The organism is Salinirubrum litoreum, assembly GCF_020567425.1.
Lineage (GTDB): Archaea > Halobacteriota > Halobacteria > Halobacteriales > Haloferacaceae > Salinirubrum > Salinirubrum litoreum.
Genome location: NZ_JAJCVJ010000001.1, coordinates 426,482 through 448,847, shown reverse-complemented (window position 1 = coordinate 448,847; position 22,366 = coordinate 426,482). Strand labels below are relative to the sequence as shown.

General features: G+C 66.4%; 23 protein-coding genes and 1 tRNA gene. 10 read left to right on the top strand and 14 right to left on the bottom strand.

Annotated features, from left to right (window positions below; genetic code table 11):
• Window positions 1-67 precede the first annotated feature (67 nt).
• A complete protein-coding gene (locus tag LI337_RS02135; RefSeq protein ID WP_227228067.1) occupies window positions 68-2,059 on the top strand; it encodes an AMP-binding protein in 1,992 nt (663 codons plus the stop codon).
• A gap of 103 nt (window positions 2,060-2,162) precedes the next feature.
• On the top strand, window positions 2,163-2,501 hold the full coding sequence (locus tag LI337_RS02130) for a thioredoxin family protein (RefSeq protein WP_227228066.1): 339 nt from the start codon (window positions 2,163-2,165) through the stop codon (window positions 2,499-2,501).
• Window positions 2,502-2,521: 20 nt separating this feature from the next.
• On the opposite strand, the gene LI337_RS02125 is transcribed toward LI337_RS02130, so the two are convergent.
• From LI337_RS02125 to LI337_RS02095, 7 genes are all read right to left on the bottom strand, one after another.
• On the bottom strand, window positions 2,522-3,346 hold the full coding sequence (locus LI337_RS02125; protein ID WP_227228065.1) for a DICT sensory domain-containing protein: 825 nt from the start codon (window positions 3,344-3,346) through the stop codon (window positions 2,522-2,524).
• 153 nt (window positions 3,347-3,499) lie between these two features.
• Window positions 3,500-3,673, bottom strand: a complete 174-nt coding sequence (locus tag LI337_RS02120) for a hypothetical protein (protein ID WP_227228064.1) — start codon at window positions 3,671-3,673, stop codon at window positions 3,500-3,502.
• Between the two features lie 194 nt (window positions 3,674-3,867).
• Window positions 3,868-4,173 (bottom strand): NifU family protein, encoded by a 306-nt coding sequence (locus tag LI337_RS02115; protein ID WP_227228063.1) that lies wholly within the window; start codon window positions 4,171-4,173, stop codon window positions 3,868-3,870.
• A 92-nt stretch (window positions 4,174-4,265) separates the two neighbouring features.
• A complete protein-coding gene (locus LI337_RS02110; protein ID WP_227228062.1) occupies window positions 4,266-5,375 on the bottom strand; it encodes a M24 family metallopeptidase in 1,110 nt (369 codons plus the stop codon).
• Window positions 5,376-5,564: 189 nt separating this feature from the next.
• On the bottom strand, window positions 5,565-6,746 hold the full coding sequence (locus tag LI337_RS02105; RefSeq protein ID WP_227228061.1) for a redox-regulated ATPase YchF: 1,182 nt from the start codon (window positions 6,744-6,746) through the stop codon (window positions 5,565-5,567).
• A 37-nt stretch (window positions 6,747-6,783) separates the two neighbouring features.
• Window positions 6,784-7,275, bottom strand: a complete 492-nt coding sequence (locus LI337_RS02100; protein ID WP_227228060.1) for a DUF8055 family protein — start codon at window positions 7,273-7,275, stop codon at window positions 6,784-6,786.
• 148 nt (window positions 7,276-7,423) lie between these two features.
• Window positions 7,424-8,281, bottom strand: a complete 858-nt coding sequence (locus LI337_RS02095; RefSeq protein WP_345777722.1) for a polymer-forming cytoskeletal protein — start codon at window positions 8,279-8,281, stop codon at window positions 7,424-7,426.
• Between the two features lie 163 nt (window positions 8,282-8,444).
• Between LI337_RS02095 and LI337_RS02090 the strand changes: the two genes are divergently transcribed.
• Entirely contained in the window at window positions 8,445-8,642 is a 198-nt protein-coding gene (locus LI337_RS02090) for a DUF5800 family protein (RefSeq protein WP_227228059.1), read from the top strand.
• 196 nt (window positions 8,643-8,838) lie between these two features.
• Here LI337_RS02090 and LI337_RS02085 read toward each other — a convergent pair whose 3' ends face one another.
• Both LI337_RS02085 and LI337_RS02080 read right to left on the bottom strand, forming a co-directional pair.
• A complete protein-coding gene (locus LI337_RS02085) occupies window positions 8,839-10,557 on the bottom strand; it encodes a right-handed parallel beta-helix repeat-containing protein (protein ID WP_227228058.1) in 1,719 nt (572 codons plus the stop codon).
• Between the two features lie 189 nt (window positions 10,558-10,746).
• Window positions 10,747-10,821, bottom strand: a tRNA-Arg gene (locus LI337_RS02080).
• Between the two features lie 130 nt (window positions 10,822-10,951).
• Here LI337_RS02080 and LI337_RS02075 point away from each other — a divergent pair.
• The 4 genes from LI337_RS02075 (at window position 10,952) to LI337_RS02060 (ending at window position 13,340) form a co-directional block, all read left to right on the top strand.
• The gene (locus LI337_RS02075; RefSeq protein WP_227228057.1) at window positions 10,952-11,818 is read left to right on the top strand and encodes a geranylgeranylglycerol-phosphate geranylgeranyltransferase; all 867 of its coding nucleotides are present in this window, start codon (window positions 10,952-10,954) and stop codon (window positions 11,816-11,818) included.
• Window positions 11,819-12,013: 195 nt separating this feature from the next.
• Window positions 12,014-12,625, top strand: coding sequence for an RAD55 family ATPase (locus tag LI337_RS02070; protein ID WP_227228056.1), 612 nt, complete (start codon window positions 12,014-12,016; stop codon window positions 12,623-12,625).
• A gap of 73 nt (window positions 12,626-12,698) precedes the next feature.
• Window positions 12,699-13,121 (top strand): CoA-binding protein, encoded by a 423-nt coding sequence (locus LI337_RS02065; protein ID WP_227228055.1) that lies wholly within the window; start codon window positions 12,699-12,701, stop codon window positions 13,119-13,121.
• A 6-nt stretch (window positions 13,122-13,127) separates the two neighbouring features.
• Entirely contained in the window at window positions 13,128-13,340 is a 213-nt protein-coding gene (locus LI337_RS02060) for a hypothetical protein (protein WP_227228054.1), read from the top strand.
• A gap of 59 nt (window positions 13,341-13,399) precedes the next feature.
• Here LI337_RS02060 and LI337_RS02055 read toward each other — a convergent pair whose 3' ends face one another.
• From LI337_RS02055 to LI337_RS02045, 3 genes are all read right to left on the bottom strand, one after another.
• Entirely contained in the window at window positions 13,400-14,380 is a 981-nt protein-coding gene (locus LI337_RS02055) for a PLP-dependent cysteine synthase family protein (protein ID WP_227228053.1), read from the bottom strand.
• A gap of 81 nt (window positions 14,381-14,461) precedes the next feature.
• A complete protein-coding gene (locus LI337_RS02050) occupies window positions 14,462-14,854 on the bottom strand; it encodes a DUF5798 family protein (protein ID WP_227228052.1) in 393 nt (130 codons plus the stop codon).
• A 93-nt stretch (window positions 14,855-14,947) separates the two neighbouring features.
• Window positions 14,948-15,805 carry a 3-hydroxyacyl-CoA dehydrogenase family protein gene (locus LI337_RS02045; protein WP_227228051.1) on the bottom strand — a complete coding sequence of 286 codons (858 nt, stop codon included), beginning with the start codon at window positions 15,803-15,805 and terminating at the stop codon, window positions 14,948-14,950.
• A gap of 130 nt (window positions 15,806-15,935) precedes the next feature.
• Here LI337_RS02045 and LI337_RS02040 point away from each other — a divergent pair, with 130 nt between their 5' ends.
• On the top strand, window positions 15,936-16,706 hold the full coding sequence (locus LI337_RS02040; RefSeq protein WP_227228050.1) for a DUF7409 domain-containing protein: 771 nt from the start codon (window positions 15,936-15,938) through the stop codon (window positions 16,704-16,706).
• A 270-nt stretch (window positions 16,707-16,976) separates the two neighbouring features.
• Here LI337_RS02040 and LI337_RS02035 read toward each other — a convergent pair whose 3' ends face one another.
• On the bottom strand, window positions 16,977-17,948 hold the full coding sequence (locus LI337_RS02035; RefSeq protein WP_227228049.1) for a replication factor C small subunit: 972 nt from the start codon (window positions 17,946-17,948) through the stop codon (window positions 16,977-16,979).
• A 238-nt stretch (window positions 17,949-18,186) separates the two neighbouring features.
• Here LI337_RS02035 and LI337_RS02030 point away from each other — a divergent pair, with 238 nt between their 5' ends.
• Both LI337_RS02030 and LI337_RS02025 read left to right on the top strand, forming a co-directional pair.
• Window positions 18,187-19,341, top strand: a complete 1,155-nt coding sequence (locus LI337_RS02030) for a bactofilin family protein (protein ID WP_227228048.1) — start codon at window positions 18,187-18,189, stop codon at window positions 19,339-19,341.
• A 24-nt stretch (window positions 19,342-19,365) separates the two neighbouring features.
• The gene (locus tag LI337_RS02025) at window positions 19,366-20,451 is read left to right on the top strand and encodes a pyridoxal-phosphate-dependent aminotransferase family protein (RefSeq protein ID WP_227228047.1); all 1,086 of its coding nucleotides are present in this window, start codon (window positions 19,366-19,368) and stop codon (window positions 20,449-20,451) included.
• A gap of 45 nt (window positions 20,452-20,496) precedes the next feature.
• Here the strand turns inward: LI337_RS02025 and LI337_RS02020 are convergent, their stop codons facing one another.
• Window positions 20,497-22,359, bottom strand: coding sequence for a DEAD/DEAH box helicase (locus LI337_RS02020; protein ID WP_227228046.1), 1,863 nt, complete (start codon window positions 22,357-22,359; stop codon window positions 20,497-20,499).
• Window positions 22,360-22,366 lie beyond the last annotated feature (7 nt).

The following is a 22,366-nucleotide window of genomic DNA, read 5'->3' as shown; positions in this document are numbered from 1 at the left end:
CAACCGGGCGACCCGTCTATCACGAACTTCCGGAATCTTTTCGGCCGGTCGGCAAGCAGTGCCGGACATGGACACCGTCCCCGACACCGACGAGGTCGTCCACGAACCCGACCCCGCGTTCGCCGCGGCGACCAACGTCCAGCAGTTCATGGACGAGTACGGCATCGCAGACTACGAGTCGCTGATACGGCGCACGACGACCGACATCGACGGCGAACCGGCCTCCGGCGTCGACTGGTTCTGGGACGAACTCGTCGACTACCTCGACGTCGACTTCTTCGAGGACTACGACACGGTGCGCGACGACACCGACGGCCCGCAGTTCACCGACTGGTACCCCGGTGGGGAACTGAACCTCGCGCACAACGTCGTGGACCGCCACGCCGCAGTGGACTCCCCGACGCGGAACACGGTCGCCACCATCTGGGAGGGCGAGGACGGAGAGGTGCGGGAGGTGACCTACCACGAACTCGCCCAGCAGTCGAACCGGGTGGCGAACTACCTCGAATCGGTCGGCGTCGGCACTGGCGACACCGTCGGCCTCTACATGCCGATGGTGCCCGAGGTCGTCTCGATTCTCTACGGCTGTTTCAAAGTCGGCGCGGTCGCGGTGCCCATCTTCTCCGGGTTCGGCGTGGACGCGACCGCCACGCGCCTCCGCGACCCCGAGTGTTCCGTCCTCTTTACCGCCGACGGCTTCTCCCGCCGGGGGAGCGAGGTGACGCTGAAGGACACCGCAGACGAGGCGATCGCCGAGGCCGACTGCGTCGAGGACGTGGTCGTCTACGACCGACTCGGCCACGACCTCGCCCTCGGCGACCGTGACGAGTGGTGGGCCGACGCGGTCGCCACGCAGTCCGACGAGTACGACACCAAGTCGCTCCCCTCGGATCAGGAGTCGATGTTGCTCTACTCGTCTGGCACCACCGGCAAACCGAAGGGGATCGTCCACACCCACGCCGGCGTCCAACTGCAGTGCGCGAAGGAGATCTACTTCGGCTTCGACCACAAGCCCGGCGACCGGTTCTTCTGGGTCTCCGACATCGGCTGGATGATGGGGCCGTGGACGCTGATCGGGAACCACACCTTCGGCGGGACCATCTTCATGTACGAGGGCGCGCCGGACTACCCCGGTCCCGACCGATTCTGGGACATGATCGACCGCCACGCGCTGTCGGTGTTCGGCATCTCCCCGACCGCGATCCGCGCCCTGCGGAAACACGGTGAGGAGCCACTGAGCGGCCACGACCTCTCCTCGCTCCGCCTGCTCGGGTCGACCGGCGAACCCTGGGACCCCGAGTCCTGGCAGTGGTTCTACGAGCACGTCGGCGGGAGCGAGGCACCGATCATCAACATCTCGGGCGGCACGGAGATCTGCGGCTGTTTCCTGATGCCGATGCCGAACCAGCCGCTGAAACCGTGTTCGCTCGGTGGACCGGGACTCGGGATGGACGTCGACATCGTGGACTCTGCGGGCGAGTCGGTCGCCGACAGTCACGAACGCGGCTTCCTCGTCGCCCGCGACTCCTGTCCCTCGATGACCAAGTCGCTGTGGGACGGCGACGAGCGCTACCTCGAGGAGTACTGGTCCACCTTCGCGGACCCGCCGCTGTGGGATCACGGCGACTGGGCACAGAAGGACGAAGACGGCTTCTGGTTCCTCCACGGGCGGGCCGACGACGCGCTGAACGTCGCCGGCCGGAAGGTCGGTCCCGCAGAGGTCGAGGGCGTGCTGATCGAACACGACGCGGTGAACCAGGCGGCTGCGGTCGGTGTCCCGGACGAGACGACGGGGACGGCGGTCGTCGCCTACGTGGTGCTCGAGGACGGCTACGACCGAAGCGACGACCTCCGGGCAGACCTCCGGGAACTGGTCGGCGAGGAACTCGGGAAACCGTTCCGGCCCCGCGAGGTGCTGTTCGTCGACGAGTTCCCGAAGACTCAATCGGGGAAGATCATCCGTCGGGCCATCGCGTCCATCTACGCCGGCGAGGACCTCGGCGACATGAGCAGTATCGAGAACCCCGAGGCGCTCGACGAGATTCGAGACGCGAACTGAGCGTCGACACGCGGCCCCCGCTGTCACAGGGACGCTTTCCCGGTCGTGCGCCGCGCCGACACTCGGGATGAACGCTTAACCGTGGCCCTGCCGATGTACGTGCATGAGCGAGACAGAGGCAGTCAGTTCTGAACCGATTCACGTCGAGAGTGAAGATCACCTGCAACGACTCGTCGTGGACAACGACGTCGTCCTCGTGGACTTCTACGCGGACTGGTGTGGCCCGTGCAAGATGCTCGAACCGACCGTCGCCGAGATCGCAGCGGAGACCGACGCGGTCGTGGCGAAGGTCGACATCGACGCACTCCAGACGCTCGCGAAGAACGAGGGCGTCCGGAGCGTGCCGACCCTCCAGTTCTACGCGGGCGGACAGAAAGGCGAACGGTTCGTCGGCGTCCAGTCGAAAGACGACCTGGTCGCACACATCGAGTCGCTGGCCTGAGTCCGCCGTCAACGGCCGAATCAGTCCCGCAGGTCTCCGTCGTCCACGACCGGGTCAGTCCCGCCGTCTACTGCCGGCCAGGTGAGGTCTGATTTGTCGAGATAGGTCTCCGCGAGATAGGTCGCGGCCGTCTCGGCGAGATCACGGCGGAACGAGAAGAAGCCGTCGTAGCGAGGACCATCGGGGGCGGACGCCACCTGTTCTGCGATCAACACGCCGGCCCACTCCGCCCCCAGGTAGACGAGAAACCAGGTGTCGCCGATCTCTGCGGCGTCGGACCCGTGGACCGTCAGCGACTCGTCGTCCGGGAACGCCTGGTCCGGCGACCCGAAGACGTGGACGTCGGTGTCGTAGGCCGCGAGGCGACGGTACCGGTCCCACGTCCCGAAGTCGTCCCGGATGTTCGAGAGCTGCTGGAACCCCGCGAACAGCGTCCCCGGTTCCGACCCCGTCGCCAGGTGTTCGATCTGGTGGGAGGCACGGAGCAGCGGGAGTTTCCCGGCGTTCTCGACGACGTAGACGCCGTCGTCTACGGCGCGGAGGAGCGCGGGCCGGTCGGGCCTCTCGTCGACCCGGTCCGCGTCGAAGACCTGTCCCCACACGTCGGGTGAGAGGTAGGCGGAGAGCCCCGACAGCGATCCCGCCTCGATACACTCGCCGTCGTCGTCGTGGAGGACCGCGAAGCCGGCAGGCTCCGGAGCGGACGTCCGGCGAACCGTCACGTCGACGTTCCGTACCGCGAAGTGGCGTCGGACGGTATCCACCGCGTCGTCGGGACCGTCGCGGGTGAACAGCGTGAGAGTCCGGCGGTCCCGCCGAACGGGGTCGAGTACGTCGCGTAACATCCAGTGTTCGTTCCCTCCCGGCCCGGACGTAAATACCTCTGTGAAACTTCGCAACACGTGGGGGGACGAGCCGCGTCCGCAGCGGGGCTCTGTGCGGTGAGTCCGGAGCCACCCTGGTCGTCCGTGAAAGAAGGGACCGCTGGTTCGTGCGCGTCAGTCGATGCGTTCGATCACGACCCGGTGATCGGACCGCTGTTTGTGCCGGTTCGCCAACTCCCGTGCGACCGCCCGCGTCCGCGCCAACGACTCCGTCGAACACTCCCGGCAGACCACGTGGAAGACGCGCTCGTCCTGTACGACCGCCGGACTCCGGTCACCCACTGACATGGTCTACCATCCAGTATTCTTTGCCGGTATTTAGCTATTTTCACGGTTCGCGCCGCTCGTGCATATGCGACCGGCGTTATGCGGCGCTTAACGAGTACACCACTGCGAGTAAAAGTTAGTCTCGGTGTCACGTACGAGAGCGGGAGTCGATCGGCGGCTGGTCTCGACCTCGCAGAAGCTGCCCCGCCGCCGCCTCAGAACGGGACGTCCGAGAGGTCGGGACGGTCGTGGTCGCCGAACCCGCCGTCTGTGGACGTGTGGACACGGTCGATCTCGTCGAACTCGGCGACCAGTCGGGACTGGAGCGCGCTCACCGTCAGCGGCGAGATGCCACAGCCGGCGCAGGCACCGCCGAGCGTGATCCACACCTCGCCGGTCTCGCGGTCGATCCCCTCGATCCCGGCCGAGCCGCCGTGCATGTCGATCTGGGGGAAGTTGCGCGCGAGGAACAGTTCGATCGCGGTCTCGAGGTCGCGCTCGGACAGGCTGTCGGCAGTCATGACTGTCCGGGCGAGGCCCAGCGAGAAAACGGTTTCTGCGCGCTCGCTCGACGCGTCTCGATCCGAGTCGACGCTCCCCGCGCTCCCGGCGCTCAGTCGAACTGCCAGTCCCGCTCGGCGTCGTTCAGTCGTTCACAGCCGTCGTCGGTCACGACCACCAGGTCCTCGATACGGACGCCGAACTCGTCGGGGAGGTAGACACCCGGTTCGACCGAGAAGACCATCCCGGCGTCGAGTTCGCGGTCGTTGCCGGCGACGATGTACGGTTCCTCGTGGACGTCGAGGCCGACGCCGTGGCCGGTCCGGTGGACGAACTGCTCGCCGTAGCCGGCCGACTCGATCACCTCGCGTGCCGCCGCGTCGACGGACTCGGCGGTCACGCCCGGTTGGACCGCGTCGACGGCGGCCTGCTGTGCCTCGCGGACGACGCGGTGGACCTCGGCGAAGTGCTCCGGTGGCTCACCGTCGAAGACGACGGTCCGGGTCTGGTCGGAGGGGTAGCCGTCCACGCGCGTCCCGAAGTCCAGCACGACCGGATCGCCGGCGTCGATGATCCGGTCGCCGTGCCGGTGGTGCGGTTTCGCACCGTTCGGGCCGCTCCCGACGACCGGTTCGAAGGAGACGCCCTCCCCGCCGGCGTCGGTCAGTCGACGCTCAATCTCTCTGGCGAGGTCTGCTTCGGTCAGTCCGACCGCCTCCCCTCCGAGATCTCGGAGGGCGGCCATCACCCGGTCGGCGACCGCCCCGGCCCGCCGGAGGGCGTCGATCTCGGCGTCGTCCTTCCGGACGCGCAGGTCGGCCAGCACCTCGCTCGCCAGGCCGAAGGTCGCTTCCGGGAGGACGGCCCGCAGGTCCTGCGTGAACCGCGCCCACATCGTGTCGTCGACGAGCAGGTGCCCGCCGGTGAGTCCGAGGTCTGCTGCGATGGTGCCGACCGACTCGCGGGGGTCGTCCCCGTCGGTCCACGTCCGCACGTCGCCGATCCACGAGTCGTCGCGCACCTGGTGTTCGTAGAGGTCCGGCACGAGAAACACCGGATCGCCCGACTCGGGGACGAACAGCAGCAGGTGGCGTTCACCCGGTTCCTCGACGAAGCCGGTGAGGTACTGGAGGTTCGTGCTCGGGAAGCAGATCACGGCGTCGGCCGGCCCCTCCCGGAGGTGCTCTTGGCAGGCGCGAGTCCGGCGTTCGGCTGGGGTCATAACTCGGTGGTTCTGGTCGGTGGACGAAATAGGTGGTGTACGACTCGGGTGACTCGGTCACGGACAGTTCGGCCGAACCGGTCGGGGACTGCTCGGTCGAACCGGTCGGGGACTGCTCGGTCGAACCGGTGGGGACCGAGGCGTCGTCCCGGGGGGTGACGGCCACGAGACGGGCACCGGACCGAGTCGTCACTTCGCGGTCGAGACGATCTTGATCACGTCGCCCTCGTCTAACTCGTGCGACTCGCCGATCCGCCGGCCGGCGCGAGCGTCCACCGCGTGGAGGTAGCCGTCGCCGATGTCCGAGTGGACCGCGTAGGCCAGATCCTTCGGGGTCGACCCGCGGGGGAGGAGAAAGGCGTCGGGGAGGACGTTGCCGGTCCCGTCGGTCCAGCGTGTCTCGTTTTGCACCGGGAACGCGGTGAAGTGGTCCAGCACGTCGTAGACCGCCGTGTCGATGGCCTGCTGGACGCCGGTGCCGCCGTACTCCGCCATCACCTCCCGGATCTGTTCGAGACCCCGCTCCTGTGCCGGACTCAGGTCGCCGACGATCTCGAAGTCCGGATCGCCCGGATCGTAGTCCACGATACCCGCCTCCGCGCCCTTCCGGAGTGCGAGTTCCCCGTCTGCCGTGGTCGGGATCACCGTCTTGCCCGTCTCGCGCAGGCGCTCGACGTTCTCCGGCGGGGCGTCGTCGATCTTGTTGGCGACGAGGACGATGGGTTTGGTTCTGGCACGCACGTCGCTGGCGAGTGCCTCGCGGTCCGCGTCGGTCCACTGGATCGGATCGTCGGGGTAGTCGAGGTCCCGGAGTGTCTTCGCCACCTCGGCCTCTGTCGCGCCGAAGCCGGTGAGCATGTCGGTCAGGGCGTCCTCGATGTCGAAGTCCGGCGACCGGGACTTGCGCTCGACCGACTCCCAGTTGCGGTCGACGATGCCAGCGAGCCAGAGGTCCATCTCGCGTTCGATGAAGTCCACGTCCTCCAGTGGGTCGTGACTCCCGACCTCGACCGGTTCGCCCTCGGCGTTCGTGCCCCCCGACGCGTCGACGACGTTCAGGATCACGTCCGCGTTCGTCAGTTCGTCGAGGAACTGGTTGCCGAGACCCTTCCCCTCGTGGGCACCGGGGACGAGTCCGGCCACGTCCAGCAGTTCGACCGGGACGTAGCGCTTCCCGTCGTGGCAGTCGTCGTTGCCACAGCGCTCGTCGAGGTCGAGACAGGGGCAGTCGGTGCGGGCGTGGGTCACGCCCCGGTTCGCGTCGATGGTGGTGAACGGGTAGTTCGCCACGTCCACGTCCGAGAGTGTGGCCGACTTGTAGAAGGTGGACTTGCCAGCGTTGGGCTTGCCGGCGAGCGCGATAGAGAGCATACCTCCAGTTCAGCCGTCGGGGGAGAAGGTCTTTCGGTCAGCGAACCGGCTCGCGGTCCTCGCGGTCCCGCGAGCGACCGGTCGTCTGGTCACCTGTCGTGTCGGCACCGCCGTCCGTCCCTGTACCGCCCGAGGAAGCCGAGGCGGAAGCGGAGGCGGCGGGGGTCGAGGAGGAAGTCGCGGCGTCGAGTCCGACGAGGTCCCGACCGGTCGAGACCAGTGAGCCGTGGTCGGCGTAGCACATCGCCACCTCGTGGAGCGACACCCGGTCGTCCGGCACCGTGTCGTGACACGCCGCGAACTGGTCGAGCCAGTCGTTCAGCACCCCCTCCAGCAGCGACTCCTCGACGGCCGACAGCGGTTCGGACTCGCGCCGGGAGTCGACGTAGAGTTCGATGATCGGCCCGACGCCGGCCGCGAGTGGGACGTGCGGATCACTCTCGTCGGCCGCCGGGTCGAACGACGCACACTCCTCGCGGGACCGCTCGACGAGTGTCGTCACCTCCTCCCAGTAGGCGGACCGCTTCATCCCGCGACCGCCCAGCAGATGCTACCCCGGCCCATACGCTACGAGATACATCCACGCTACTGTGATAAAAGCTGTCATGCTGCGTGAACGACCGGATGCTCGGCCCGACGCCGGCTGCGATACTGCGTGCTGAAGCCTCCCAGTGCGACTACTCGGCGTCCCTGCTGGTGTCGCTCCGGACCAGGCGCATCTCGCCGCGAGCGCGCATCGTCCCGTCGACGGTCGCCCCCTCGTGGACCGTCAGGTCGCCGCAGTTCACGTCTCCGAGGATGCGCGCCCCCTCGGCGATGGTGACCGACCCGCCGCGAGTCGTCACGTCGCCGTGGACGCGGGTGCCCTCACCGACCGTGATGTCGCCACGGGCGCGGATGCTCCCGAAGATGTTGTTGTCCGCGCCCACGTCGACCTCCTCGGCGCGGATGTTGCCGTGCAGTCGGCAGTCGTCGCCGACCGTCGCCGGGGTGGAGACCCGCCACGCGTCGTCCGAGACGGACGCGCCGCGCGGGACGACCAGCGGAGCCACGTCGCTCCCGCCGCCGTCGGTGATGGCCGACGCGAGTTCGTCGGCGGCGTCCTGTTCGCCGACCCGGAGCAGTTGTGAGAGGAGGACGAAGTAGAAGACGATGGTCGGCATCGGGTTCCGGATCACGATCCAGCCGTTCGCCTCGAACCCCTCGTCGATGTCCACGTCGTCGCCGATGTCGAGGTCGCCGGAGACCATCAGTTGGCCGTCGATGTGGACGCGTTCGCCGAGGTAGGCGTCCTCGCCGACGAGGACGTTGCCGTCCACGTCACACCAGATGTCGAGTCGGCAGTCGCTCTCGGCTTCGATGCCGCCCCCGAACGTCACGCGTTCGCCCGCGATGACTGATCTGCCCCGGACCCCGAACTCCACGGTGCTCTGTCCACCGATCAGCACGTCCCCGTCGGTGACGAGGTCGTGTTCCTCGACGACGGTACCGTCGGGAATCTCCAGTCGATCCAGTGGGTCCGATGCCAGTGACACGCCTACGAGATTCGCCCCTATCCTCTTAAACTACCGTACGACGCGCGTCAGACGCCGCGTGGTGAGTCGGGTCCTGCCGCGGGGAGAGGGAGGTGGGAGGCGGGGGAGAGGAGTGCGGTCCCGGTGAGACACCGTTAAATACGCTGGTTGGCTAGCGAGGTGTATGACGGCCCTTTCCTTCGACGAGCACGGTGTGGACGTGGTGTATCAGGGCACCGAGTTCCGGTTGGAGAAGTCGTTGATCGAGGACGCGACCGAGAAGTCGTACCCCGACGTGACGGATCACGAGGTGCTGAAGATCGTCGAGAAGGAACCGGCGCTGTCCGGCGAACCGCGGCGAATCGGCGATATTCTGCAGTGAGGCGGACGTCGAGAGTCTTGCTCCGTCTCCGGCCGACTTTCCGACCGAGTCTGTGACTCTCGCTTGTGAGTCAACCGTCGAATCCCTCCGAGATACGTCGGCTCGTAAAACAGAGCGCAGTATCGCTCCTCCTTGACCGACGGGTGGATCTCTCAAACAACACGCACGAAAAGATGATACGACGAGTGGTAGTGGTTTACAGCTCGTTGAAGAGCCGCTGAACGTCAACGACGTCTACCTGTCCGTCACCGTTAAAGTCGAAAGCGTCCGGATTGTTGGTTACAGCAGAGTCGTCGAGATTCGCGAACAGCGCCTGAACGTCCACGATGTCGAACGTGCCGTCCCCGTTGATATCTTCGTAGAGTCCGTCTCCGTCTGGGTCTGTCGGTGGATTTTGGAAGCCACCGACTGGAGGCGGACCTCCATCCGCCACTGGTTCTTCGAGCCACGGGTCGAATCGGATGTCCGTGTCGACTCTGTCGCCATCGCCGTTAGCGATCTCTCCGGTCTCTGGATCTTGTACTCCACCGCTCGGTCCGGTCTTTGTACCCCACCAGTTGTTCGTCCCGTCGAGAACACCGGAGCCGCGGTGTTCGATTCCCCAGTTTTCGTTGTTCACCAGGTCGTTCGAGTTGACACTGATACTATCTGCATCAGATCTCTCGATGATTCGAATGCCTGTGTGTAGACCGTCCGAGATCGTGTTCTCTTCGATAGAAACTTCCATCGCATCTCCCTCCAGATACGCACCATGACCTGATTTCTCGATGGTATTTCCAGAAACCGATACTGCGTCTATTGTTCCCCCCAGTACCTCCGGTTGCCCATCGAAGAATTCTCGTAACTTGACACCAACAACACTGTTGGAAATCTCGTTGTCCCGTATATTGACTCGTTCCACCGTGCTGCCCGGAGCCAGTGTCATGATTTTAATCCCTGCTGGATCGAACCCCTCAACCGAGTCTGAGTTACCCTCGCTTCCAGACAGTTCGCCTCGAACAGTGTTTTTGGCGATTGTGACACCGCGGATCTTGACGGGGTCGCCTTGGGCTAAATTCCAGGCGGATGCTTCGATACCGCACACACTGAATTCTCCATGGACAGTGTTGTTTTTGACAGAGATATCCGATACAGTGAGTGAGGTCGTGCTCTCCCTGTTCCGTTTTGATTCGGTCAAAATCCCGCACTTGAGGGCTGGCCCACCTCTTACTACGTTGTTCGCTATCGTCGAGTTGGGACAGTTCGAGACCCGTATTCCGTGTCTCGTCGCAGTCTCCACGACGTTATTCGTGACCTCCCAGTTGTTGTGTAAATCCGACCAGTGTGCTACGGCGATTCCCGACCACCCCGTATCGTGTACGTAGTTGTTGCGAATCGTGACGTTCGCGGTAGGTTCTCGGTTGTCTTCACCACTGATCCCGCGTCCGAATCCTCCATTTTCAGAATCGAATCTATAGTTCCGTATCTCGAACCCTTCGATCCAGGCATCGGATACCCCCTCTAGGAACGAAATTCCGTTCACGCCCGTTAATCCGCTCCCATCCAGGACTGGTGCATCGGGACCGACCCCTGGTTCAGTACCACCTGGGTCACCGATAAGCGTGATTGATTTGGTGATCAGGATGGCCTCGTTGTACGGTCCATCACTCTTGATCACTTCGATCGTGTCACCCTCGTCCGCGTCGTCTATCGCGGTCTGAATCGTATCGTAGCAACTGGGGTCGCTCGGGTCAACACAGAGTGTTGCAGCAGCCACCTCTGGTGCGAACGCACCGGCACTGGCGGTACATCCCCCCACAAACACGAGCCCTCTTAACAGGTCACGGCGGTAGGATGCAACTTCTTGCAGTTGGTTCTTTGCTGGCGATTCGTCCGGGCACCGTCCGTGAGCGTCCTCACCGGTATCGTCGATCATGATTCCTTCCCCCAGAGTCAAGATGTTTGTTAACAACAGGCATAGCGCTATCTTATTATTGATGGGCTGAGAGAGTCAGGATTACTGAACGGTAACCGGTTATTGAACGGGTGGGCATCGAATACAATCGGCGAGGTCTAGACTCCCGGAGGTAGAGTAGCGCCAACCGCGGGAGAGTCGAGAGAATCATGGGCGCTGCAGGATTTGAACCCACGACAACTTGGTCCGAAGCCAAGCACTCTGTCCAGACTGAGCTAAGCGCCCTTCACACAGCAGTACCACGGTCCGACTAATAAACGGCGTGATTTCCACCGGCCGATACACCACCCACATCCAGTCGACCCCCGACCGCACTCCGTGTCACTTATCGCGCCGGGGCGTCCACCACCGGGCGATGCAACTCGGTGAGACTGCACGCGGGCTCGTCGATCTCTCGCGGGCCGGCAACGCCGTGGCCGCAGGCGTGCTCACGGCCACCGGTGCGTTCGTCGCCAGTCCCAGTCTCACCCACCTCGGAACGCAGTGGCTCCCGGTCGTCGCCGCAGTCGTCGCCACCCTCTCGGCGACCGGGGCGGGCAACGCGATCAACGACTACTTCGACCGCGACATCGACCGGATCAACCGACCCGACCGACCGATTCCACGCGGTGCAGTCTCGCCGCGCGGGACGCTCGCGTTCAGCGCGGTCCTGTTCGGACTGGCGGTCGTCGGCACTCTGCTCGTCCCGCGTCCGGCACAGCTCATCGCGGTCGTGAACCTCCTCGCGCTGGTTGCCTACACGAAACTGTTCAAAGGGCTTCCGGGCGTCGGGAATCTCGTGGTGGGCTACCTCACCGGGAGTACGTTCCTGTTCGGCGGGGCCGCAGTGGGTAACATCTCCGGCGCTGTCGTGCTGTTCCTCTTGGCGGGCGTGGCGACCGTCACCCGCGAGATCGTGAAAGACGTGGAGGACGTCGCCGGGGACCGCGAGGAGGGACTGCGAACGCTCCCCATCGCGGTCGGCGAGCGACCGGCGCTGTGGGTCGGCGTCGCCATCATGACCGCCGCGGTGCTCGCCAGCGCGTACCCGTTCCTCGCGGGCGCGTTCGGCGTGGCGTACCTGCTGGTCGTGATTCCGGCGGACCTCGTGATGCTGGGGGCGTCGGTCGCCGCCTTCCGCGACCCGGGGCTCGGCCAGCGTCGACTGAAACACGGGATGTACCTCGCTGCCGTGGCGTTCGTCGTCGGGCGGTCGGCCGCACTGCTGGGAGGTGTCGCGTGAGTCCGCCCGGGCGGTCCACCGGCGGTGGCGTGAACGCCGGCCGCCGATCGACCGGCTTGGCGACCGGCAGGAGTGACGATCAAAAAGAATATCACCAGTTCGGCAAATATTCGCACGACTTCATGAGTCCCGGTGGGACCGAGCGTCGCGACAGCACGACCCCCCGGTCCGGCGGAGGAGCGACGAGGGTGACACATGTATGAGCTCTCGCCGGTCCTCGACGCGGCAGTCGAGCCAGGGACGAACCTGCTCGTCTCCGGACCGCCACTGACCGGTAAGCGGGCGCTCGGACTCGACCTCCTCGCGCAGGGAACCGAACGCGGCGAGGGAGCCGTCGTCGTGACGACGAAAGACAGCGCCGACCGCGTCCTCGGGCAGTACGGCGAGCGCGTCGACTACGAGACCGAACCGGTCGCGGTCGTCGACTGCGTGACGCGCCAGCAAGGTGTCGGGGACGTGACCGAGACGGAGTTGGTGAAGTACGCCTCCTCGCCGGTCGACATGACCGGCATCGGGATCAAACTCTCCGAGGTTCTGCAGGGGTTCACGGCCAACCGGGGGATCGGACGCAACCGAATCATGGTCCACTCGCTGTCGACGCTGTTGATGTACTCGAACCTCCAGACCGTCTTCCGGTTCCTGCACGTCTTCACCGGGCGCATCCAGAGTGTGGACGCGCTGGGGCTGTTCGCCATCGACTCGACCGCACACGACGAGCAGACGATGAACACGCTGAAGCAGTTGTTCGACGGCGTGATCACGACCGCCGAAGACGCTCCGCCGACGCTCCGGATGGCCTCCGAGTGAGCGGCGGCGTGGGACTGCGCGACCGGCACACGCCGACTGAAGGCTTTTCTCACAGGACGCCCTCAGACCGCGTATGCCCATCACGAGCGACGACGGACTCCGCGAACTGCTCGACCTCCAGCGTGTCGCGGTCGTCGGGTGTTCGGCCACGCCCGGGAAGGCGGCCCACGACATCCCGGCGTACCTCCGCGAGCATGGCTACGAGGTCCACCCGGTCAACCCCTACGCCGACGAGATCTTCGGCGTCGAACCGGCCGACTCGCTGGCCGGGGTGGACGCCGACGTCGGCCTCGTGAACGTCTTCCGGCCGAGCGACGAGGTGCCGGGGATCGTCGACCAGGTGCTCGACCGGAAGCAGTCGCGCGGCGACGTGCAGGCGATCTGGCTTCAACTCGGTATCAGTCACGACGAGGCCGCAGCACGCGCCGAGGAGGCCGGGCTTCGCGTCGTGCAGGACAGGTGCATGAAAGTCGAACACGGCCGATTGCTCGGGTGACCGACCGTGCTCGACCGACTTCGGGCGTGGCTTCACGGCCTGTTCGGCGGGACCGCCGAGACGGACGAGAGCGACGACGACGATTCACAGTTCGTCCCCTCGCCGCTCGATCGATCCGTGCGACGTGCCCACGGGAGCGGTGACGAGGAGGCGGGCCGGGAACTCGGGCGGGTCGGCGAGCAGGCACGGCAACTGGAGGAAACGAGCCGACGTGACTGAGCCGTGACCGAGACGCACCGAACCACTCGTCTGTCGGTGCTCGCCGCGATCGACCTGTCTCAGTTCTCCCACTCCTCGAACGAGCGGTAGACGCCCTTCGAGAGGTAGCGTTCACTGGAGTCGGCGAAGACCGTCACCACCGAGTCGTGCGGGGCGTCGATCTCGCCGTCCCGGATGTCACGAGCGATCTGCAGACTGGCGAGCGAGTTCGCGGCCGCACTGGAGGCCACCAGGTGTCCCTCCTCGCGTGCGAGTCGCTGCATCTCCTCGTGGGTCCGCCGGTCCGGAATCTGGATCACGTCGTCGACCAGGTCGGGGTCGAACAGTTCGTTCGTGCTGGTGTCGTGGGTGCCGATGCCCTCGGTCTTGTACTCGGCCTCCTCCGCGTCACGCCCGAGGAAGGTCGCGTACAGCGACCCCTCGGGTTCTACGGCGGCGACGTGGGTGTCGGGGTGCTGTTCGCGGGCGTACTCGGCCATCCCCATCAGCGTCCCGCCGGTGCCACACCCGGCGACGACAGCGCCGACCTCGCCGTCGAGTGCGTCGTAGATTTCGGGGGCAGTCGTCTCGTAGTGCGCCTCGGCGTTGAGCGGGTTGGAGAACTGCTGGGGGACCACGGCGTTGTCCAGTTCTCCGGCGAGTTCGTGTGCCCGCTCGATGGCCCGACCCATCCCGTCCTCGCTGGGGGTGTTGATCACCTCCGCACCGAGCGCGCGCATCAACTGCTGTTTCTCGACGCTGAACCGTTCCGGGACGACGAACACCGCGTTCAGATCGAGTTGGCCGGCCGCGACCGCGATGCCGATGCCGGTGTTGCCGGCGGTCGGTTCGATGACGGTCCCGCCCGGTTCGAGGGTGCCGTCGTCCAGCATGGCTTTGAGCATGTACTTCCCGATGCGGTCCTTGATGCTCGCGCCGGGGTTGAACGACTCCAGTTTCGCGTAGACGGGGACGGCGTCGGGCGAGGCGTGGACCCGGACGAGGGGCGTCTCCCCGATGGTGTCGAGGACCGAGTCGAGTGGCTCCCGATGCGTGGTCATGCGGTCGCAAATGTTGCCACCGGTTGTTAGTGTTACTGTCCTCGGTGGCCCCGAGAACGCACAGGGGTCGCAGAACGGCGGTCAGTTCGAGGGGTCGGCCGACGCGTGCTGGGTGTCGTCGGTCGTATCGCTGTCGGTGCTGTCGGTCCCGCCGGTGTCGGCGGTGCCGTCGGTCGCTCCGCCAGCGTCGTCGGAGTCACCACCCTCGGCGTCCGCCTCGGCGGCCTCGGCCTCCGAGATGTGTGCCTCGGCGATGACGTCGTCGATGTCGATACCCTGCTGTTCGGCGAGGGCCTCGAGGATGGCGCGCTGTTCGGCGGTGTCCGCTTCGAGACTGTCGACGCGGGCTTTCGTCTCCTCGACCGTCTCCTTCGTCTCGACGACCTGCTCGCGGAGTTCGTTCAGCTTGCGGTACACGTCCTCCGCCATGTCGGCGACCTTCTGGAGTTTCTTCGCGGTGTCTCCGAATCCCATACCCGAGTCGTCGGCACCCTCCTTTGTGTGCGTTCCGGCTTCCCACGTCTGATCTGCCGACGAGAGTGGGCGAGTCGACCGTCCGAATCGACGTCAGTACTCGTAGAAGCCCTTGCCCGTCTTCTTGCCGAGGTCGCCCGCCGCGACCTTCCGCTTCAGCAGGTACGCCGGCTTGTACCGGTCGCCCAGTTCGTCGTGGAGCGTCTGGCTCGCGTCGAGACAGATGTCCAGTCCGATGTGGTCGGCGAGTTCCAGCGGCCCCATCGGGACGTTCGTGCCGAGTGTCATCCCCGCGTCGATGTCCTCCTTCGAGGCCACACCCTCGTCGTAGGCTCTGATCCCCTCGTTGAGCCACGGCATCAGAATCCGATTGGTGACGAAGCCGGGTTTGTCGTCGGACTCCCACGTCTCCTTGTCGAGCGACTCCGAGAAGTCGTGTAGGAGGTCCACGACCGCCGGGTCGGTCTTCTCGCCGACCACCAGTTCGACGCCGGTCATGATCGGCACCGGGTTCATGAAGTGCAGGCCGCCGACGAGTTCCGGTCGCTCGGTAGCCGACGCGATGGTCGTCACCGACAGCGTCGAGGTGTTCGTCGCCAGCACCACGTCGTCGTCGGTCACGTCGTCCAGATCGGCGAAGATCGACTGTTTCACGTCCATCTTCTCGACCGCCGCCTCGACGACGAGGTCCGAGTCGGCGAGATCCGCGAGGTCGGTCGTCCCCGTGATCCGGCCCCGGATCTCGTCGGCCTCCGACTCTGACAGTTTCTCCTTCCGGACGAACCGCGAGAGACTGTCCTCGATGCTGTCGAACCCCCGATCCACGAACTCCCGTTCGATGTCGCGCATCACCACGTCGTAGCCGGCGGTGGCGGCGACCTGTGCGATCCCGTTGCCCATCGTCCCCGCGCCGACGACGCCGACCGTGTCGATGTCAGCCAGTTCGCGCATGGCGGATACTGCGACGGGAGCCCGAATAAAGAATGGTGATCGACCCTGAGACAGATTCGTTCTCGATTCTGACACGTACGGAAACGTTCATGAACCGCCAGTCGAGTGCTTCGAACAGTAGTGATCGAACGTGACTGACACGGCCGAAACCGACCACGAGACGGCCGCAGACGGGCGATCGGTCACGGAGCCGACCGACCTGAAGTTCGTGGGTCCGGCGACCGCCGAGGTCGTCACGGCGGCGGCGTTCGACGCAACGGACGTCGCTGCCAAACGGGTCTCCTACAGCATGCTCGTCGAGGCGGGTGTCAACCCCGGCGTGGCGGCGAAGATCCGCCGGTGTCACTCGCTGTCGTGGTCGTTCGACTCGGGGGGCGGTCTCGACCGCCGGTCGGAGCAGGTCCGAGGCTTGCAGGACGACGAACGCGCGTGGGTCGCCGCGAGTTCCGGCGACTGGGCCGAGTCGGCAGACGAGGCGGGAGGGACCGGCGACGGGACCGAGGAGGCCGGTGCGGGACGGGACGAAGACTGGACACCCGGTGACGGCCCGGCGACTGGCTCTGCGGGAGACGACGAGGCGACGACCGGTGACTGGACGCCGGGCGACTGGGGCGATGCGGGCGCGTCGGTCGACGAGACCGAGACGAGTGGCGACGCCACGGCCGACGGGAGCGGTGACGCGGTGGCCGCCGAGTCGGCGTGGCGCGAGCGCAGTGTCCCGACGCCGGTGACCGTGATCGACGGGTTGGTGTCCGACGACGCAGAGCAGTTGGCGGACGCGGGTGTCACCTCCGTCAGGAGTCTGGCGACCTGTACGCCGGAGTTGGTCGCCGACCTCCTCGGCTTCGAGCAGTCACGGGTCGAGACGTGGCAGGAGCGCGCGACGGATCGGCTGGACTGACAGAGTACTGTTCTGTCGTCGGATCGGGAGCGGTGGATGGTCGATGATGTCGGTGGCATCCAGGCCCTCGGAGAGGGTGTGGTTTCGTCCTGCGACGGTGCGTGTCCGGTGCTGTGCACTCTAAGTCCCTGTCGTCCGGAGTGTCGTCACCGACACTGGTTCGGTCGCAGCTGCTCGTCGGCGAGAGTCCGGGAGAGGAGACCGACGCTGGTGCGAGTTCGGTCGGTGGCTACAGAGACGACGACGCCCGGAGCGGTCTCACGACACGCTTCAGGCGTCGTCCAGCGCGAGTGCGGCCAACAGCGCCTCCAACTGCACCTGCTCGTTCGCACCCTCGGTGATCCGGTAGTCCGCCTCGCCGATGCGCTCCATCAGGGTGATGGCCTCGCGCTGGGTCAGATCGAAGTCCCACACCGACCGGTGCAGTTGGTCGATGATGTCGCCGCCGGCCATCCCCACGTCGGTGATCAGGGTGTCCAGCGTGGACCGCGCCGCGAGGAAGTCGCCGTCGATCGCCGTCGAGACCATCGCTTCGATCTCCTCCGGGCGCGCGGTGCTGGTGATCCGGTAGACCGCCTCCTCGTCGACCACCTCGCCCGTGGTCGCCGCGGCCTGCAGGGAGTTGATCGCCCGGCGCATGTCGCCCGAGGCGGCGTACACCAGCGCCTCGACACCGTCTTCCGACACCTCGATGCCCTCCTGTGCGGCGGTCTCGCGGACCTGTGCCTCGATGGCCTCGTCCGACAGCGGCCCGAACCGGAAGACCGCACACCGGGACTGGATCGGGTCGATGATCTTCGAGGAGTAGTTACACGAGAGGATGAAGCGCGTGTTGTCCGAGAACTGCTCCATCGTCCGGCGGAGCGCCGACTGCGCGTCCGAGGTCAGCGAGTCGGCCTCGTCGAGGAAGATGATCCGGTAGTCGTAGCCGCCGAACGCCGAGCGCGCGAAGTTCTTGATCCGGTCGCGAACCACGTCGATGCCACGCTGGTCGGAGGCGTTCAGTTCGAGGAAGTTCCCCCGCCAGTCGTCGCCGTACACCGCTCGTGCGATGGCGGTGGCCGAGGTGGTCTTCCCGACGCCCGCCGGTCCCGAGAACAGGAGGTGCGGCAGGTCCTGCTGGTCGATGTAGCTCTGGAGTCGTTCGACGATGTCTTCGTGGCCCTTGATGTCGCCGAGCGTCTGCGGTCGGTACTTCTCGATCCAGACCTCTCGCCCCGGCGAACTCCCGGCCTCGCTCATACCACAGGGTCGGGCCTTTCGGGTCTTAAACTCCCCGAGACCGGTCCGCGAGAACGCGACCGACTGCGAGAACGGCCACCGCGGCCACTGCCCCGACCGCTAGCATCACCGTCGCACAGATTGCTAGCATCACCGTCGCACCGACTGCAACCACCACCGTCGCACCGACCGCAACCACCACCGTCGTTTCCCGCCCGACGACGCGGTGTTTTTGTACTACGCCCCGGAACCGGCGGGCATGGTTCGTCCCCGCCGACTGCGACCCTCCTTCGCACTCGTCGTCCTCGTCCTTGTCGTCCCGGCGCTCCTCGTGACGCCAGGTGCAGTCGCCGGGTTCGGTGGGGGCGACGCGGCTCCTTCTGGTGTCGACGAGGTCGCCGGCGCGGCTCCCGACGACACGACAGCCCTCGGCACCACCGTCGTCGTCCCGGCGGGCGAGACGACCTCCGGGTCGATCACTGCGAGCGGGAGCCGCGTCGTCGTCGCCGGTCGCCACGAGGGCGACCTGAAACTCTACGGTGGCACCGTCCTCGTCGCGGGGAACGTCACCGGCGACGTGCAGGCGTTCGGCGCGACGGTCCGCGTCACGGGCACGGTCGGCGGGAGTCTCGTCGCCTACGGCGGGAGCGTCGAACTCGCCGACTCCGGCCGGGTCGAGGCACTGTTCAACACCGGCGGCTCGCGCGTCCTGCTCGACGGAACCGTGAACAGTTCGGTGCAGGCGACCGGTGGCCGGGTGATCCTCGGCGAGTCCGCGAGCGTCGCGCGAGCGATGACCTACGACGCGAGACTCGTGGATCGGGGCGGGTCGGTCGCGGGCGGAATCAGCCAGACGAATCGCTTCCTCGGTCCACTCGGGACACTCCTGCGTGGGCTTCGGTTTCTCCCGGTGCTCGCACCACTCCTCGGTCTCGTCGCCGGACTCGCCGGCAGACGCTGGCTCCCGGCGACCACGACCGATCTCTCCGACAGACTGGCCGAGCATCCACGCCGGAGTCTCCTGTCCGGTCTCGGTGGACTCCTCGGTGCTGGCGTGCTCGCGGGCCTGCTCGTCGTCTCGGTCGTCGGCCTGCCGCTTGTCGTCGTCTTCGTGTGCCTCGCCGGTCTCGGCGGACTCCTCGGACTGGCGGTCACGCAGTCGGCGGTCGGCCGGGTCGTCGTCCGACAGGTCGGCATCGACCGAGTCGCCGGGGTCGGTGTGGACAGTCTCGGACTCCTGGTCGGTGCCGGCGTCGGCCTCCTCGTCGGCGTTGCGGTCGTCGTCGGTGGCGGTCTACTCTCGGTGGGCGGTCTCGGACTGCTGACTGTCGCGTCGGTCGGCGGCATCGGGACGGTCGTCGCCCGTGTCCGCGAGACCGACGACTACCCGACACTCACGTCCCGGTTCGGCTAAGTCGCTCCGCACGAACCGTCTGGTATGTTGCTGACACCCGGCCCCACCGAGGTCCCGGACCGCGTCCGCGAGGCGATGGCCCGTGAGCCGATCAACCCCGACGTAGACCCCGCGTTCGTCGAGTTGTACGAGTCGGTCTGTGAGAAACTCGCCCGCGTCTACGGTGCCGACGAGTCCGGTGCGACCGCGACGGATCACGACGTGGTCGTCCTCGGCGGCGAGGGCATCCTCGGACTCGAAGCCGCCGTCGAGTCGGTAGTCGCGCCCGGGGACGACGTGCTCTGTGTCGCCAACGGCGTCTACGGCGAGGGCTTCGCCGACTTCGTCTCCGGCGTCGGAGGCAACCCAGTCGTCGCCGCGGTCGATCACGACGACCCACTCCCGGTCGAAGAGGTCGCCGACCTCCTCGCGTCCGACGACTACGACTTCGAGGTCGCCACGCTGGTCCACTGTGAGACACCGACCGGCGTGCTGAACGACCTCGATCCGATCCTCGACCTGCTGGACGAGCACGACGTGCTCTCTATCGTGGACGCCGTCTCCTCGCTCGGCGGGACGCCGGTCCCGACCGACCGCATCGACCTCTGTCTCGGCGCGTCCCAGAAGTGTCTGTCCTCGCCGGCGGGCCTGACGACCGTCGCCGTCAGCGACCGGGCGTGGGACCGTATCGAGGCGGTCGATCCGGACAGCTACTACACGAACCTGCTCCCGTGGCGGAGCGTCGTCGAAGACGAGTGGTTCCCCTACACGCATCTGGTCTCGAACGTCTACGGACTCGACGAGTCGCTGGACGTCGTGCTGGAGGAAGGTGTCGAGTCCGTCTTCGCCCGGCACGCAGACGCCGCCGCACACTGCCGGGCACGCGGCGCAGAACTCGGTCTGTCGGTCGTCCCCGGCGAGGACTCCCGGAGTTCGCCGACCGTCACGGCCTTCGAGGTGCCGGGCCGTGCCGACGAACTCCAGACGAGGCTCGCCGAGGAGCACGACGTGACGCTGGCGACCGGTCTCGGCGACGGCGCTGACGACGTTCTCCGCGTCGGGCACATGGGCTACGGCGCAGAGGTCGAGAAGGTGGATCGCGCGATGGACGCGCTCGAAGCGGTGTTGTAGTCGCCGCAAACCGCGAACCGGCGACAGTCACCACCCGCCGCCGACCTACTCGTCGTCTTCTGCGACCGTGCGCTCTCTGACTCGCACGCCCTTCTCGGAGAGGTGTCGCGTCTGCCGTTCCGCGAAGTTCTCCTCGCTCGTGCCCCGAGTAGCGAGGACGTACACCAGCGCGCTCCCGGTCGGGCGCATCGTCCGGCCGGCGCGCTGGGCACCCTGCCGGCGCGATCCGCCGAGTCCCGAGGCGACGATGGCGAGTTCGGCACTCGGCAGGTCGATCCCCTCGTCGCCGACGCGGGAGACGATCAGTGTCCGGCGGTCGCCGTCGCGGAACTCACCGAACAGTCGGCGACGCTCGTGGTGTGGCGTCTCGCCGGAGACGAACGGGAGGCCGAGCGTCTCGGCGATGTCGTGACCCTGCTTCAGCCAGTCTACGAAGATCAGCGCCTTCGCTTCGGGATGGTCGTCACGCAGTCGGCGAATCTCCTCGATCTTCCGTGGGTTCGTCGCGGCGAGTTGGTGGCGCTCTCGCCCCTCCGCGTTCGCCCAGACGTTCCGGGACTCCTCGTCGGCCCACGGCAGGAGTCGTACTTCGACCTCCGGTTCGGCGACGTAGCCGGCGTCGAACAGTTTGTCCCAGTCGGTGCCGATGGGCGGGCCGACGAGCGTGAAGATCTCCGTCTCGCGGTCGTCGCCTCTGACCGGGGTGGCGGTCAAGCCGAGTCTGGCTTTGGACTGGAGATCCGCAGAGAGCCGATAGATCGGACTCGGGATGTGGTGGACCTCGTCGTAGAGGATCATCCCCCAGCCACGACTGTCGAACAGACTCCGGTGGCGGTCCATGCTGGCAATCTGGTACGTGGCGACCGTGACGGGCCGGACCTCCTTCGCGCCGCCGTGGTAGACGCCGACCTGTTCCTCGTCGAGCGTGGTGTGTGCCAGCAGTTCGTCGCGCCACTGTTCGGCCAGTTCCCGCGAGGGAACCAGAATCAGCGTCTCGCCGCCGATCTCGGCCATCGCGGCCATCCCGGCGACCGTCTTCCCGCTGCCCGGCGGGCCGACGAAGACGCCCGACTGTTGTTCGACGAACCGCTGGACCCAGTCCTGCTGGTAGTCCCGAAGTTGCAGGTGGAGTTCGAAGTCGAGTGGATCGCCGGGGTCGAGTTCGCGGTCGTCCTGCACCGGGTAGCCGGCCTCGTAGAGCACGCGCTTGATCTCGCCTTCCGCGCCCTCCCGGACCCACGCCTCGGTGTCCGAGATGGGCGCGTGGAGCTGTTCCTCGTCCAACTTCTGCCGGGCGACGTTGCCCATGAGGTCCTCGCTCGCGGCTTCGAGAACCGTATAGCCGTCCTCGTGTGTCCAGAGCGTGAACTGCCGGGCGCGTGTCCACTGGTCTTCGATCCAGCCCTCCAGATGTGGCGACCGGCGCGGGAGGACCGACCGCACCGACGCGAGCAGGGTGCCCAACTCCTCGAAGGGCGACTGCCAGATGTCCTCTCGGCGGATCGAGTAGACGAACCCGCGCGTGCCGTCCTCGCGTTCCCCGGTCGTGTCGTCTAACGTGGCGAACTGCGAGAGTTGCGCACGGGTGTACTGCGTCGGACAGTCGACGATTATCTCCCGACGCTCCGGAAAGAGGATCACGCGCTCTCTGGTCGCCAGTTCACCCCACTCGGTCGGATACCAGACGACCGGGTCGGTCGAGACGTCGACCGAGCCGACCGACCCCGAGTCCGAGAGGCCGGCGAGCAGGTCCTCGGCCTCGGCCTGTGAACGGTCGAGTCGCCGGGCGACCTGCTGTGCGGTCACGACCGGGCGACCCTCGCGTTCGAGGGCGTCGTAGAAGGCTCCGAGGTCGTCGTCCTCGACGGCGCGTCTGAGTCTGGCGGGGAGTCCCCCATCCGCTGTCATCGCCGGA